Source organism: Streptomyces sp. NPDC006372, assembly GCF_040612515.1.
Lineage (GTDB): Bacteria > Actinomycetota > Actinomycetes > Streptomycetales > Streptomycetaceae > Streptomyces.
Genome location: NZ_JBEXQJ010000071.1, coordinates 1 through 14,306, shown reverse-complemented (window position 1 = coordinate 14,306; position 14,306 = coordinate 1). Strand labels below are relative to the sequence as shown.

Genomic DNA, 14,306 nt, shown 5'->3' with positions numbered 1-14,306 from the left:
GCGCTGCCCGCCCCGGCCCCCGCCCCCCGCCGGGGCCGCGGGGAACTGGGCGACAAGCCCCCCCGCCCAAAACCCGCAAACCGACCGCACCCCTACGGCGCGTGGGCCCGCGACCGCCCCCGTCGTCTCACGATCCCCGGGGTCGCAACCCCTCCGTCAGCAACGTCAGATACCGCCGGATGTGCCCGCACTCCGCATCCGCCAGCTCCGCCGCCGCCGCGACACCATGGGCCAGCCGCAGGAGGTCGATCGGCTCGATGTCACGCCGGAGCGCGCCTTCCTCCTGAGCCGCCCGGACCAGTCGCCCCGCCGCGCCCTTCACCGAATCGCCGCAGGCCGTCCCCACGGGGGAGCCGGTGTCCGCGACCGCCGGGCCCAGCAAGGCCCGCAAGCCGCGCATCCGGATCAGCCCGGCGCCGAGTTCGTACAGCCACTCGGCCAGGGCCTCGCCGGGCGGGAGTTCGGCCGCGAGCTCGTCCGCCCGGGCCGCGATCGCCTCGACGCGGTCCAGGTACGCGGCCTCCAGCAGCGCGTGCCGGGTCGGGAAGTGCCGGTAGAGCGTGCCGGAGCCGACCCCGGCCCGCTTGGCGATGTCGTCGAGCGAGGCACTCTCCCCGTGCTCGGCGAAGGCCTCCACGGCGACCTCGAGCAACCGCTCGTAGTTGCGCCGGGCATCCGCCCGCATGGGCCTGGCCTGCGCCACGCGTGCACTCCTCACGAACCACGGACCCACCCCGGAACCGGGGACTCTCTCCGCACCCTACCGAGAACAGCCGAGGGCGGCCCGTCGCGCTCGCCATCGGGCCGCCCGGCTGCTGCGGCGAAGAGGTGCCCCGGGAGGGGCCGCCCCGGCCGCCTACATCTTCATCGCCCCCGCTGCCAGATCCCGCAGGAAGTGCCGCGCCCCGATCAGGAACACCACGATCAGCGGGATGACGCTCATCAACGCACCGGCCATCACCAGGGAGTAGTCCGTGTTGTAGAGGACGTTGAGGTTCGCCAGGGCGACCTGGAGCGTGACCTTGTCGGGGTCGATCATGACGACCAGGGGCCAGATGTAGTCGTTCCAGAGGCCGATGAACGTGAAGATGCCGAGGAAGGCGAGCGCCGGCCGGAACAACGGCAGGGCGACCGTCCAGTAGAGGCGGAAGAAGCCCGCGCCGTCGATCCGCCCGGCGTCGAGCAGTTCGTCGGGCAGTGAGTTCTGGGCGTACTGGCGCATCCAGAAGATGCCGAACGCGTTCGCCGCACCGGGGATGATCAGCGCCTTCAGGGAACCGGCCCAGCCGAACTCGGCCATGGTGACGAACTGCGGCACCAGGGACAGCTGGGCCGGGATCATGTACGTCACCAGCAGCATCCCGAAGAGGAACTTCTTCGCCGGGAACTCGTACTTGGCGAAGGCGAACGCGGCCAGCGAGTCGAAGAACAGCACCAGCACGGTCCCGAGCACGGCGACGACGACGGTGTTGAACAGCGAGCCGAAGAAGTCCACGGTGTCCAGCACCCGCCGCATGTTGTCCAGCAGATGCGGCCCCGGTACCAGCTTCGGCGGATAGCGGTAGATGTCCTGCGTGGTGCCGGAGGCCAGCACCACCAGCCAGTAGAAGGGGAACAGCGAGACCAGCACACCCAGCAGCAGCGCCGCCCGGACGCAGAGGCGGCTGAGCCTGCTGCCCGATCCGACGGCCAGACCCGCGCTGCCGGTCGTCCTCTCGTCAGTGGCCACGGCGAGCCCCCTTGCGGCGCAGCAGACCGGCGATGCCGGGCCGGCGGTCGTCGTCCGAGCCGGCGACCAGGCGCCAGTTGACGATGGTGAAGACCGCGATCATCGCGAAGAGGAGCCAGCCCATCGCGGCTCCGTAGCCGAACTGGTGCTCCTTGAAGGCCTTCTGCCACAGGTAGAGCACGATGGTCATCCCTTCCTGCCCCGGTCCGCCCGTGGTGCCGACGTCGCCCGACTGGAACAGCACCTGGGACTCGGTGAAGATCTGCAGGCCGTTGATGCTGGAGGTGACGGCGGCGAAGAGCACCACCGGACGCAGCTGCGGAAGCACCACCCGGAAGAGGGTCTGCCGGCTGTTCGCCCCGTCGACGCGCGCGGCCTCGAAGTGCTCGGTGGGGATGGCCTGGAGCCCCGCCAGGAAGATCAGCGCGTTGTAGCCGATCCACCGCCAGATGATCATGAGCGAGACGGACGCCTTGATGCCCCACTCCGAGGACAGCCAGCCGACCCCGTCCAGACCGACGGCCCGCAACACCGAGTTGGCGAGGCCCGCCTGCGCGAAGACCGACCCGAAGACGACGGTCATGGCGACCATCGAGGTGACGTTGGGGACGAAGTACGCCACCCGGTAGGCGCCGGCGAAGCGCACCTGCGAGTGCAGCAGGAACGCCAGCACCAGGGCCAGGAACAGCATCGGCACCGTGGACAGGAACCAGATCTCGAAGGTGTTGAGCACCGAGTGCCAGAACACCGAGTCCTGGAGCAGCCAGCCGTACTGCTGGAGGCCGACGAAGCGCATGTCGCCGATGCCGTCCCAGTCCTGGAAGGACAGGTAGACGGAGAAGACGATCGGGAAGGCGCCGAAGACGGCGAACAGCACGTAGAACGGGGAGATGGCGAGCAGGGGCGGGAGGTGGCGCCTGCGTCCGCCCGGGGTGGTGGGCCTGGTGCGGCGGTCGGGCCGCCGCTCGTCGGCCGGCGGTGCCCCGGCCGGGTCGAGAACCGTCGCCATGTCAGCTCACCCCCACCCGGGACAGCGTGGTCTCGGCGGTGTTCACGGCGTCCCGCCAGGCACGGTCGGGCCTCTTGCCGAGCATCTCCACGTTGGTCAGCTCCTGGAAGAACGGGGTGTTGGCGGTCTCCTCGTAGGGGCTGAAGTAGACGACCGGCGCCTTCTTGGCGGCCGGGCCGAAGACGTCGATGGGCTGCTGGCCGCCGAAGAAGGGGTCGGGCCGGTGCATCGCCGGGTCGGCGTAGGAGGCCGGGGTGGTGGGGAACAGGGACATCTCCTGGTAGCTCTCCAGCTGGTTCTCCGGGCTGAGCAGCCACTTCAGGAAGGCGAAGCCCGCCTCGGGCTCCCGGCAGTAGCGGGTCAGGGTCATGTAGGAGCCGCCGTAGTTGCCGGGGCCGTCCGGCATGGTGGTCAGCCGCCACTTCCCCGAGGTCTTCGGGGCGGTGTCCTTCAGGCCGGCGGCGGCCCACACCGCCGTGGTCATCGTGGCGACCCGGCTCCCGCTCATGGCCGCGTTGTAGTCGGGCGTGCCGTCGGTGATCCGGGCGCTGAGTCCCCGGCGGAGGATCTCGACGGACAGGTCCCAGGCGCGCCTGATGTGCTCCTGGTCGCCGATGAACCGGTTGCCGGCGTCCACGAACTGCCGGGGACTCTGGAGCAGGACCTGCTGGAAGACGTTGCCGATGTTGCTCACCAGGTACGGCTTGCCTGGTCCCTTCGCGCGCAGGGTGCGCCCGGCGTCGATGAACTTCTCCCAGGTGGGGATCGCCTCGGCCACGTCCTTCGGCTCGTGGGCCAGCCCGGCGTCCCGGAAGAGGTCCCTGCGGTAGTAGAGCGCGGTGGGGCCGGCGTCCAGGGGGAAGCCGATCATCCGGCCCGTCGGAGTGAAGCAGGCCTTCCACTTCCAGTCGAGGTACTGGTCGCGGACGGATTCCGCGCCGAGCTCGCGCAGGTCGAGGAACTCGTCCTCGTCGGGGAAGAACGTGGCGAGGTTGTCGCTGTTCACGACCGTCACGTCCGGCACGTAGGCGCGTGCGGCGAGGCTGGTGCGCACCTTGGAATCGATGTCACCGTCGGGGATCTGCGAGGCCCGCACCTTCAGCCCCGGCTCGCCGGGCACGCCCCGCCGGGCGGTGGCGAGGAGCCTGTCGCTCAGTGAGCCCTTCCAGTACCAGAGGCTGAGGTGGTCGGTGCCGGCGGAGGCGGATCCCGCCTCGGTCCCGCACCCCGCGAGCGTGAGCAGGCCGGCGCCCGCGCCGCCCAGGGAGGCTCCCAGAAAGCGTCTGCGGGACATCGTTCGGTGTTCCATGGGCGCGCACTCGCTTTCCGGGCGTGCCGCGGCCGGGGCACAGCGCTGCCGCGGGCCCGTCTTTCACGGGGATGGGGGGAACGCTTCCCTGATGAGGAAGTGAAGACAACGATGTCGGTGGGCCGCGTGGTGGTCGGGCCGACGGTCTCGCGGTGGGGGTTTCTGAGGGTTCGTGAACGTTCACGTGAACGTTGCCGTTGAGTATCGGGGCGCCCGAAAACCGGTGTCAAGGGAACGGCGGGGCCGATCTGCCGGGCCCGGCGCCCGGGGAGGTCACGCGGAGTCGCGTACCACCAGTTCGGGCACCACCCAGGCGTCCGCGCCCCGCAGCGGCTCCTCCCCCGCGCGCAGCCGGGCCACCTGCTCCACGGCCAGCCGCCCGAGTTGCCGCTTGTCGATGTGCAGGGTGGTCAGGGCGGGGTCCACCAACTCGCCCAGGGAGAGGCCGTCGAAGCCCAGCACGGCCAAATCGTCCGGGACACTCCGACCGAGTCGGCGGGCGGTGCGCATCGCCCCGACCGCGATCAGGTCGTTGAAGCCGAAGACCGCGGTGATCTCGGGGCGGGCGTCCAGCAGCCGCTCCATACCGGCCTCGCCACCCGCCACGCTGTGCTCGGGGCAGAGCACGATCCAGCCGTCGTCGACGGGCAGACCGTGGTGCCGGACCTGCTCCAGGAAGGCCTGCCTGCGGGCACCGGGCGTCCGCTCGCCGTCCAGCATGCCGATCCGGCGGTGCCCGGCCCGGACCAGGTGGGCGACGCCCTGCGCGACACCGGCGGCGGCGTCGATGCCCACGGCCGCGAACCGGGTCTGCTGCGGACCGCGCTCCAGCAGGACCAGCGGCACGCCGCCGATGTGCTGGGTGAGCACGTCGTCGGGGTCGTTGAAGTAGCCCACGACCGCGTCCGCCTGGTGGGAGAGCACGTCGAGCGCCTGCCGCTCCCTGGCCTTCTCGATCCGGGAGTCCCACACGACGACCTGCCAGCCGCGCTGCTCGGCCGCCTCCAGCACCCCGGCGGCCACCTCGGGGAAGAACGGGTTCCGCAGGTCGGGAATGACCAGGCCCGCCGTCACCGTCCCCTTCTGTACGAGTCCGCGCGCGAACCGGCTCGGCCGGTAGTCCAGAAGCCGCGCGGCCTCCAGGACCCGCTCCTTGGTGCCCGGGTCGATCTCACCCTTGTCGTTGACCGCCCGGGAGACCGTCTGACGTGACACCCCGGCCAGCCGTGCGACGTCGTGGATCGTGGCTCTGCGCCGGGCACTCTCGAGCCGGTCGGCACCCGGCTCCGCCCGCTGATTGTCCGTCCGCACGCGCAGCACTGTATCCGGCTGCGACGCGGCCCGGCACGGGCAGCCGGGCGGGGCCCGTCGGCGAGGGCCCGCCCGGCAGCCCCCGGCGACGAGCCCCGCGCGGGCCGGTGATCACCGAGGGTCCGGCGGAGTACGTCCAGGTGACCGGCCGGGCGGGTGCCCCTCAGTCGTCCAGCTCGGTGAACAGCGTCAGCTGAAGCGCGCCCGGTGCCTCGAGCCTGGAGTTCAGTGAGTTCCAGGGGGTGCGCGTCGGCTCGGCGACCACCTCGGCTCCGGCGGCGGCCAGCTTCGCCGTGACTGCGACGGAGTCGTCCACCTGGAAGGCGACCCGGACGTGCCCGGCCACCCGCCGCCCCACTTCCACCTCGTCGATGAAGGCGGCGTGGTTCGGGTCGGTCAGCTCCAGGGTGGCCCGCCCGGCGTCGAGGATCGTGACCCGTCCGCCGTCCGAGGCGAACGCCGCCTGCTCTCTCAGCCCGAGCACGTCCCGGTAGAAGTGCAGCGCGGCGTCGTAGTCGTCCGCCGTCACCACCAGGCGGAGTTCGCGGACGGCTGGTTCGTCGGGCATGAGGGCTCCTCCATGATCTCGGGTACCCGCTCACAACCCACCGTCCGGCCCATTGATTCCACCGGACGACCGCGCGGCGATCAGAACAGCGCGCTGTACGCGTTCAGCGCCGGCTGTCCGCCCAGGTGGGCGTAGAGGACGGTGGAGTCGCGGCCGATCTCGCCCCGGGAGACCAGGTCGATGAGCCCGGCCATGGACTTGCCCTCGTACACCGGGTCGGTGACCATCCCCTCCGTACGGGCCGCGAGCCGCATCGCCGCGAGCGTGGTCTCGTCGGGGATGCCGTACGTGCCCGCGTGGTACCGCTCGTCGAGCTCGACGTCGGCCTCGGTCAGCTCCCGCTCGACACCTATGAGCTGTCCCGTGTTCCGCGCGATCCGGGCGATCTGCGTACGGGTGGCGGCGGGCTTGGCCGAGGCGTCGACGCCGAGCACGCGCCGGGGCCGCCCGCCCGCCTCCTCCAGCGCGGCGAACCCGGCGACCATGCCGGCCTGGGTGGAGCCGGTCACCGAGCACACGACCACGGTGTCGAAGAAGACGCCCGCCGCCCGCTCCTGCTCGGCGACCTCGTACGCCCAACCGGTGAAACCCAGGCCGCCGAGCGGATGGTCGGAGGCTCCGGCGGGGATGGCGTAGGGCTTCCCGCCGCCCTCCTCCACGTCCCGCAGCGCCTGCTCCCAGCTCTCCTTGAACCCGATGCCGAACCCGGCCTTCACCAGCCGTACGTCCGCCCCGGCGAGCCGGCTGACCAGGATGTTGCCGACCTTGTCGTACACGGCGTCCGGCCAGTCCACCCAGCTCTCCTGCACGAGGACGCACTTGAGGCCGGCCCGGGCGGCGACCGCGGCGACCTGGCGGGTGTGGTTGGACTGCACCCCGCCGATCGACACGAGCGTGTCGCAGCCCTGGGCGAGCGCGTCGGCGACCAGGTACTCCAGCTTGCGCGTCTTGTTCCCGCCGTACGCGACACCGGAGTTGCAGTCCTCGCGCTTGGCCCACAGGGAGGCACCACCGAGGTGCTCGGTCAGGCGCTCCAGGGGGTGGACGGGCGAGGGCCCGAAGAGCAGGGGGTAACGCTCGTACGAGGAAAGGGACACGGGTCCTCCCGGGGTGGGTCTCGGTCGGTCTCAGTCGGCGAGCTCTTCGAGCCCCCGCCAGATCTCCGCCGTGACGCGGACCGCCTCGGCGACGTCCCCGGCCGCGCAGGCCTCGATCAGCCGTTCGTGCAGCCCGGCGGAACGGCAGCTGCCGCCCTCCCCGAAGCGCCGTCGCTCCAGGCGGCGGATGAGCGGGGTGTAGCGGGCGACGGTCGCGGCGGCGGCGCGGTTGCCGCTCACCCGGACGAGGACCTCGTGCAGCGCGTCGTCGGCACGCAGCGCCCCGTCGATGTCTCCGGTGGCGACGGCGGCGGCGAACCGCTCGTTGGCGGAGCGCATCTCCTCGATGCCGGGGGCGCCCAGCCGGGGCACGGCGACCCGGGTGACGAGTTCGTGCATGGCACCGACCACGGCGGCGGCGTCCCGGACGTCGGCGGCCACGAGCGGCGTCACCCGGGTGTAGCTCTGCGGCTTGCTCTCCAGCAGCCCCTCGTCCACGAGCCGGGAGAACGCCTCCCGCACCGGCGCGCGGGACAGCCCGAGCCGCTCCGCGAGCTCGGCGTCCCGCACCACTGCACCGGGTTCGATCTCCCCGGCCACGATGGCGTCCCGGATCGCCGCGTAGGCCCGGTCCCTGAGCAGGGTCCGGGATACGGGCCGGATGGTCTCCATGAACTGAAATGTTAGATGTCAGTACGGCCCTTCAACAAGAGCCGGGCGCAAGACCGCGGCTCGCACTCCCCATGTGGTGCGGGCCACGGCCTCTCAGGCGGCCCAGGGCCAGTCGGCGTCCCGGGAGGCCTCGATCAGCGGAACCATCCGGAAGGCTGCGTCCGTCAGACCACCGAAGGTGTGCCGGTTCCCCGTGCCCGACGGACCGTGCCCCGTCCGGTATCCGGCGAGGTTCCAGGTGTAGACGGGCACGTCGGCCGGGATCTGCTCGGTCGGATCACCCGTCCATCGGCCCCTGGAGCCAGCCCGCCAGCGTCTCCCACGTCATCCCGGCCGCCGCGAGGACGCGATCGCTGCACTGAGGACACACCGGCTTCGGCTTGCGCCGGGTTTGGGCCCGCTGCGTGGCGGTTCCTGCGAGGCTGCACCGGTTACTGCAGAAAATGTCCAGCAGTATGGGGCGTCCGCCGAATCGGACCGCCCCACTCGTACAGGTGACTCGGTGTTCTACCGCTTCTGGCGCTTCCAGGGACCGGTGATGGCGAGCATGATGCCGGGCGTCTGGATGTTGGCGTAAAGGGTTCGGCCGTCGGGTGAGAAGGTGACGCCGGTGAACTCGCTGAACTCCGGCTCCTCCTCGGTGCCGATGTTGAGCTCGTTGCGGGCGATCGGGTACGTCCGGCCGCTGTCGGTGGCACCGAACAGGTGCTGCACCCCTTCCCCGTCCTCGGCGATGACCAGACCGCCGTACGGGGAGACGGTGATGTTGTCGGGCCCGTCGAAGGCGCCGTCCTTGGACGGGTCCGGGTTCACACCCAGCAGGACCTTCAGCGTCAGGGTCCGGCGCTTGGGGTCGTAGAACCAGACCTGCCCGTCGTGCTGGACCGGGCTCTCCTCACGGGCGTACGAGGAGACGATGTAGGCGCCGCCGTCGCCCCACCACATGCCCTCGAGCTTGCGGGCGCGGGTGACGTCGCCGTCGCCGAACTGCTTGCGCACGGGGGTGGTGCGGGCGTCGCGGTCGGGGACGTCCACCCAGTCGACGCCGTAGACGGTGCCGATCTTCGTGGCGCGGGACAGGTCGTCGACGAACGTGCCGCCGGAGTCGAAGCACTTGGGCGCCTGGAGGACCCCGGCGTCGTCGGCGAGCTCGCGGAACTTGCCGTGGCCGTACTCGAAGCCGCGCGGCGGGGTCCAGCGGAAGAAGAGACCGTTGGGGCCGGCGGCGTCCTCGGTGAGGTAGGCGTGGCCGCGCCGGGGGTCGATGACGATGGCTTCGTGGTCGTAGCGGCCGAAGAACTTGAGGGGCTTCGGGCTCCGGTTGGCGCGCCGGTCGACGGGGTCGACCTCGAACACGTAGCCGTGGTCCTTGGTCATGCCGTTGACGCCGGCCTTGTCGGAGTTCTCCTCGCAGGTGAGCCAGGTGCCCCAGGGGGTGCGGCCGCCGGCGCAGTTCGTGGACGTACCGGCGATGCCGACCCACTCGGCGACCCGCCCGTCGGGGCGCACCTCGACGACCGTGCAGCCGCCTGCGGCGGCCGGGTCGTAGACGAGGCCCTCGGTGAGCGGGACCGGGTACTTCCAGTTGGCGCGCGGGCCCTTCAGCTCGTGGTTGTTGACGAGCAGGGTGGTGCCGCGGGGGCCGTCGAAGGTGGCGGTGCCGTCGTGGTTGGAGGGCGTGAACTCACCGGACTCCAGCTTGGTCTCGCCGCTGTAGGTGATGATCCGGTACTTGAACCCGGCGGGCAGCGCGAGGATGCCCTTGGGGTCGGGCACGAGCGGCCCGTACCCGACGCCGTGTCCCGCGCCCTCGGACGCCTCCCCCGCGCTGTCGGTGTCGTAGGACGCGAGGGCGTTCGGAGCGGTGGCGAGGGCGCCGACACTGCCCGCCAGCGCGACACCGGCACCGGTGATCGCGGAGTTCCTGGCGAAGTCCCTGCGGGTGAGCGACATGGTGTCTCCTGAGACGGTGAGGATGCCGTGGAGGGTGGCGGACCTCGTTCGGCGAAACCGTCCCGCTCACATATGAACGCGAGTTGAACGCCGCCCAAAGGGGCGCGGGACTGTTCTCATATGCGGCTCCGCCGCGTGGGCGCGAAAACCCACGACGATCCGGCACCCGCGCGACGAGCTCAGCCCCCCTGCTGCGACCGCGCCTTGAACGCGGCCTTCCGCGCCTCCTTCGCGACCTTCTTGTCCGGATGCAACCGCCCCATCGCCTCCAGCACATCAGCGGTCGCCGGATGATCAACCCGCCAAACAGCCGCGAAGAACCCACTGTGCTGCTGAGCAAGCCCCTGCACCAACGCCCGCAGCTCCTCCGAGTTCCCCTCGGCGGCCAGCTGCGCGGCCACCGTGTCGATGGTCAGCCAGTACACCATCGCCTCGGACGGCGCGGGCACGTCCACCGCACCGTGCTCGGTCAGCCACACCCGTGCGAGCCCGCCCAGCTCGGCGTCGTCGAGCACCTCCCGCAAGGCGGGCTCAGCCGAAGCGCCGACCAGCGACAGGGCCTGCTGACACCGCAGCCGCCGCAACGGGGCCCCGGCATCGGAACCCCGGGCCGCCGCCAGCAACTCCCGCGCCGCGGTGAGCGATTCCCGCCGCTGAAGCCACTGTTCGGTCTCGGCCTGGGCCGCGCCCGGCGGGTACTCCGCCGTGCCGTCGAGCAGCGCGTCGGCCCCCTTGTCGGCGAGCCCGCCGACGGCCGGCGCCTCGAACCCGGCCTCCAGCAGCCGGGCGCGCATGCCGTACAGGCCGAGCGGGGTCAGCCGGACCATGCCGTACCGGGAGACGTCGGTGTCGTCGACGGGCGCCGAGGGCTCCTCGTCGGCGTCGGCCATGAGCGCCTCGTCGACGGGCTGGTACTCCACGAGCCCCACCGGCTCCAGCATCCGGAACTGGTCGTCCAGCCGCATCATCGCGTCGGACACCTGCTCCAGGACGTCGTTGGTGGGTTCTCCCATGTCGCTGGGCACGATGACCGACGCGGCCAGCGCCGGCAGCGGTACGGGGGCGTCGCCGGGCGTGTCCTCGCCGGCGGTCAGCAGGTAGAGGTTGCCGAGCACGCCGTCGAGGAACTCGGCCTCGGCCTCCGGGTCCCAGTCGAGGGCGGAGAGGTCGATCTCGCCGTCCTCGTCCACGAGGTCCTCGAGCCCTTCGAGGTCGGGCACGCTCGCGTCGGCGAGCACCGTCTCCAGGGCCGTGAGCCACACGGCGAGCACGTCGTGCGGCGAGCCACCGGTGAGCAGCGCCAGATCCTCGCCCGCCGTGACGGTGCCCTCCTCCTCGTCGACGATCTCGACGAGTCCGGCGTCCACGGCCACCCGCCACGCCTCACTGGCGTCGGCGGCGGCATCGTCTCCGCTCAGGCCGAGCGCCTCGGCCGCCGCGGGCAGCTGCTCGTCGACGAGCCCGCCTCCCGCGTCGACCCGGGTCTCCGGACCGGCCCAGCGGGCCAGCCGGGCGGCCCGGGACAGCACCGGCGTGGACAGCGCGTCGCGCGCCAGCTCCGCTTCGGGGTGCAGCCGCACCGGCGGCAGGGGGGAGCTGTCTGACATCGGCTGTACTCCTAGAACGCCTCATACGACTCAGCCGCTCAGCCTAGACGGATTTACACCCATGACGCCCACTTCATCTCCCGGACGGCGGCTGTACATGGCCGAAACCTTGACAAGTGGCCTGAGCAGGCAGGAGATTGACGCGCGTAGAAGTCGGCGGACACTTGTTCACCGGGTCAGCCCCACGATGTACCCCGTCCCTCGCCGTCTACGCGCGTCACACCGCCCCGCCCCACAGGTAGCGGCTGCCAGCCACACGTTCCGCCCTCGTCCCGGCGCCCTGTCACGTCCCCGGAGGGAATCCCGTTGCCGAGCAAGTCGTCCGCGCGCCTCGCCGCGCTCACCGTCGCCGCCGCGTGCTCCGCGGCATCCACGATCGTCCTCACCGTCCCCGCGCACGCGGACTCGGTCCGCGTCCACGACATCCAGGGCAGCACCCGGACCTCCCCGTACGCCGGAAAGCAGGTCACCGACGTGCCCGGGATCGTCACGGGCGTCCGGACCTACGGCTCGTCCCGCGGCTTCTGGATCCAGGACCCGAACCCGGACGCCGACGCCGCGACCAGCGAGGGCGTCTTCGTCTTCACCGGCTCGACGCCGAAGGGGGTGGCCGTCGGTGACTCCGTCACGGTCGGCGGCACGGTCTCGGAGTACGTCCCCGGCGGCACCGCCTCCGGCAACCAGTCCCTGACGGAGATCACCAAGCCGGCCTTCACGGTCCTGTCCAGCGGCAACCAGCTCCCCGCGGCCACCACCGTCTCCGCACGGTCGGTCCCCGCCGCCTACGCACCGGACGGCGCCACGGACGCGAACGGCTCGATCGACGCGCTCCCCCTCAAGCCCGCGAAGTACGCCCTGGACCACTACGAGTCGCTGGAGGGCATGACCGTCCAGGTCGCCGACACCCGCGTGGTCGGCGCCACCGACCCGTACACCGAGCTCTGGGTGACGGTGAAGCCGCACGAGAACCGCAACCGCCACGGCGGCACGGTCTACGGCTCCTACGACGCCCAGAACACCGGCCGCCTCCAGATCCAGTCCCTCGGCGCGACGGCCGACTTCCCGAAGGCGAACGTCGGCGACACCCTCGCCGGCACGACGGCCGGCCCGCTGGACTACAACCAGTTCGGCGGCTACACCCTGGTCGCGAGCGAGCTCGGCACGCTCGAGCCGGCCGGTCTGAAGCGCGAGACGACGCACAAGCAGCGCTCCTCGGAACTCGCGGTCGCCACCTACAACGTGGAGAACCTCGACCCCTCCGACGACACGTTCGCCGCCCACGCCGCCGCGATCGTGAACAACCTGAAGTCGCCGGACATCGTGTCCCTGGAGGAGATCCAGGACAACAACGGGGCCACGAACGACGGAACGGTCGCCGCCGACAAGACCCTGACCAAGCTGATCGACGCGATCGTCGCGGCCGGCGGCCCGAAGTACGACTGGCGCTCGATCGACCCGGCGAACAACGCCGACGGCGGCGAGCCCGGCGGCAACATCCGCCAGGCCTTCCTGTTCAACCCCGAGCGGGTCTCCTTCACCGACCGCGCGGGCGGCGACGCCACGACGGCCACCTCCGTGACGAAGATCCGCGGCAAGGCGCACCTCACCCTCAGCCCCGGGCGCGTCGCCCCCGCCGACGAGGCCTGGAAGAACAGCCGCAAGCCGCTGGCCGGCGAGTTCGTCTTCCGGGGCCGTACGGTCTTCGTGATCGCCAACCACTTCAACTCCAAGGGCGGCGACCAGGGCCTGACGTCCCGGTACCAGCCGCCGTCCCGCAACTCCGAGACCCAGCGCCACCAGCAGGCCACCCTGGTGAACGCCTTCGCCAAGGACATCCTCGACACCCAGAAGAACGCGGACGTCATCGCCCTGGGCGACATCAACGACTTCGAGTTCTCGCAGACGGCGAAGCTCCTGGAGGGCCGCGGCGAACTGTGGTCGGCGGTCAAGTCGCTCCCCCGCAGCGAGCGTTACTCCTACGTCTACCAGGGCAACAGCCAGGTGCTCGACCAGATCCTGATCAGCCCGTCGATCCGCCGCGACTGCGACTTCGCGTACGACAGCGTGCACATCAACGCGGAGTTCAACGACCAGATCAGCGACCACGACCCGCAGGTCCTGCGCTTCCGCCCGTAACACTCACCCGGGGCCGGCTGGACACCACGCCCGGCCGGCCTCACCCGGGCACGAGCCCCAGAGCATGCCGGTACCGGCTCACGCTCGACCCCTTCACCCCCGGATACGTCCGTACCCGCTCCCACGCGTCGGTCACCGGCGCCGCCAGGGCCTCGTCATAGGCCCGGCGGCTCTCCCACTCGGCGTAGTTCAGCACATGCCCGCCGTCGGTACTCAGATGGAAGTGTGCGGAGATCAGCCCGGCGTGCCCCTCCGGGTCGTCGGCCACGGCCTTGAGCACGAGATCGACCCACTCCGCCCGCCGCTCCCCGGCCTCGAAGTCGACCCGCACGGCAGCGATCAGCCCCGGCACCCGCACGTCCCCCACGGCCCGCTCCCGGCTCCGATACCGCCGGTACCGCCCGAGCCCCACCCGTTCTATCCCCGGCACATGGGTGTCGATCTCGTCGACCCGCTCCTGCCGATGCGTCTTGACGAACGCCTCGTAGCCCTGTTCGCCGCTCCACTGCGAGTAGTGCATCAGGGTGGTTCCGTCGTCCCCCGCGTACACGTGATACCCCAGCAGATCACCGGCCGGCCAGGGCCGCCGCTCCCAGGTGCGCCCGATCACCTCCACCGTCTGCTGCTGACGCTCCGGGGTTCCCACGCGCCACGTACTGAAGAAGGGAGCACCGACACGGGGGTCGGTGAGGTCGGGGTGCTGTTCTGTTCGACGGCTCATTGAGGCTCCTGTGGTGTGCGCCGGTATGCACACCCCACCTTTCAACCTCGACCAAGCTTGAGGTCAAGCCGCTACGGAGCTCTGCGTTGGTGCTGGGGCCGGGGCGTTGCGCAGCCCGGCGGTGCGGGGTGCCGGTGCGCCCACCCTCCCCCAAGCTCTCGGCTTCGCTCGAGCAGGGGGGACCCCCATCGCCC

Annotated in this window: 12 protein-coding genes and 1 pseudogene; 1 reads left to right on the top strand and 12 read right to left on the bottom strand. The window is 71.2% G+C overall.

Annotated features, from left to right (window positions below; translation table 11 throughout):
• Window positions 1–127 precede the first annotated feature (127 nt).
• From ABZ016_RS42395 to ABZ016_RS42345, 11 genes and pseudogenes are all read right to left on the bottom strand, one after another.
• Window positions 128–703, bottom strand: coding sequence for a helix-turn-helix domain-containing protein (locus ABZ016_RS42395; RefSeq protein ID WP_356922141.1), 576 nt, complete (start codon window positions 701–703; stop codon window positions 128–130).
• 153 nt (window positions 704–856) lie between these two features.
• A complete protein-coding gene (locus ABZ016_RS42390) occupies window positions 857–1,729 on the bottom strand; it encodes a carbohydrate ABC transporter permease (protein WP_356922140.1) in 873 nt (290 codons plus the stop codon).
• A complete protein-coding gene (locus ABZ016_RS42385) occupies window positions 1,719–2,738 on the bottom strand; it encodes a sugar ABC transporter permease (protein ID WP_356922139.1) in 1,020 nt (339 codons plus the stop codon). The genes ABZ016_RS42390 and ABZ016_RS42385 overlap by 11 nt, the downstream gene beginning before the upstream one ends.
• Before the next feature lies 1 nt (window position 2,739).
• Window positions 2,740–4,032, bottom strand: a complete 1,293-nt coding sequence (locus ABZ016_RS42380) for an extracellular solute-binding protein (protein ID WP_356922138.1) — start codon at window positions 4,030–4,032, stop codon at window positions 2,740–2,742.
• Window positions 4,033–4,320: 288 nt separating this feature from the next.
• On the bottom strand, window positions 4,321–5,358 hold the full coding sequence (locus ABZ016_RS42375) for a LacI family DNA-binding transcriptional regulator (RefSeq protein WP_356922137.1): 1,038 nt from the start codon (window positions 5,356–5,358) through the stop codon (window positions 4,321–4,323).
• A gap of 163 nt (window positions 5,359–5,521) precedes the next feature.
• On the bottom strand, window positions 5,522–5,926 hold the full coding sequence (locus tag ABZ016_RS42370; protein WP_356922136.1) for a VOC family protein: 405 nt from the start codon (window positions 5,924–5,926) through the stop codon (window positions 5,522–5,524).
• 80 nt (window positions 5,927–6,006) lie between these two features.
• Entirely contained in the window at window positions 6,007–7,023 is a 1,017-nt protein-coding gene (locus ABZ016_RS42365; RefSeq protein ID WP_356922135.1) for a 1-aminocyclopropane-1-carboxylate deaminase, read from the bottom strand.
• 30 nt (window positions 7,024–7,053) lie between these two features.
• Complete coding sequence (locus ABZ016_RS42360) at window positions 7,054–7,695, bottom strand: GntR family transcriptional regulator (RefSeq protein WP_356922134.1); 642 nt, start codon at window positions 7,693–7,695, stop codon at window positions 7,054–7,056.
• A gap of 93 nt (window positions 7,696–7,788) precedes the next feature.
• Window positions 7,789–7,977 (bottom strand): annotated as a pseudogene (locus tag ABZ016_RS42355) (TROVE domain-containing protein); the annotation flags it as partial.
• 225 nt (window positions 7,978–8,202) lie between these two features.
• Window positions 8,203–9,648: an alkaline phosphatase PhoX gene (locus ABZ016_RS42350; RefSeq protein ID WP_356922133.1), complete on the bottom strand. Its 1,446-nt coding sequence runs from the start codon at window positions 9,646–9,648 to the stop codon at window positions 8,203–8,205.
• Window positions 9,649–9,827: 179 nt separating this feature from the next.
• Window positions 9,828–11,255 carry a hypothetical protein gene (locus tag ABZ016_RS42345; protein WP_356922132.1) on the bottom strand — a complete coding sequence of 476 codons (1,428 nt, stop codon included), beginning with the start codon at window positions 11,253–11,255 and terminating at the stop codon, window positions 9,828–9,830.
• A 306-nt stretch (window positions 11,256–11,561) separates the two neighbouring features.
• On the opposite strand from ABZ016_RS42345, the gene ABZ016_RS42340 reads away from it, so the two are divergent.
• Window positions 11,562–13,391 carry an endonuclease/exonuclease/phosphatase family protein gene (locus ABZ016_RS42340; protein WP_356922131.1) on the top strand — a complete coding sequence of 610 codons (1,830 nt, stop codon included), beginning with the start codon at window positions 11,562–11,564 and terminating at the stop codon, window positions 13,389–13,391.
• Between the two features lie 40 nt (window positions 13,392–13,431).
• Here ABZ016_RS42340 and ABZ016_RS42335 read toward each other — a convergent pair whose 3' ends face one another.
• A complete protein-coding gene (locus ABZ016_RS42335) occupies window positions 13,432–14,112 on the bottom strand; it encodes an antibiotic biosynthesis monooxygenase (protein WP_356922130.1) in 681 nt (226 codons plus the stop codon).
• Window positions 14,113–14,306 lie beyond the last annotated feature (194 nt).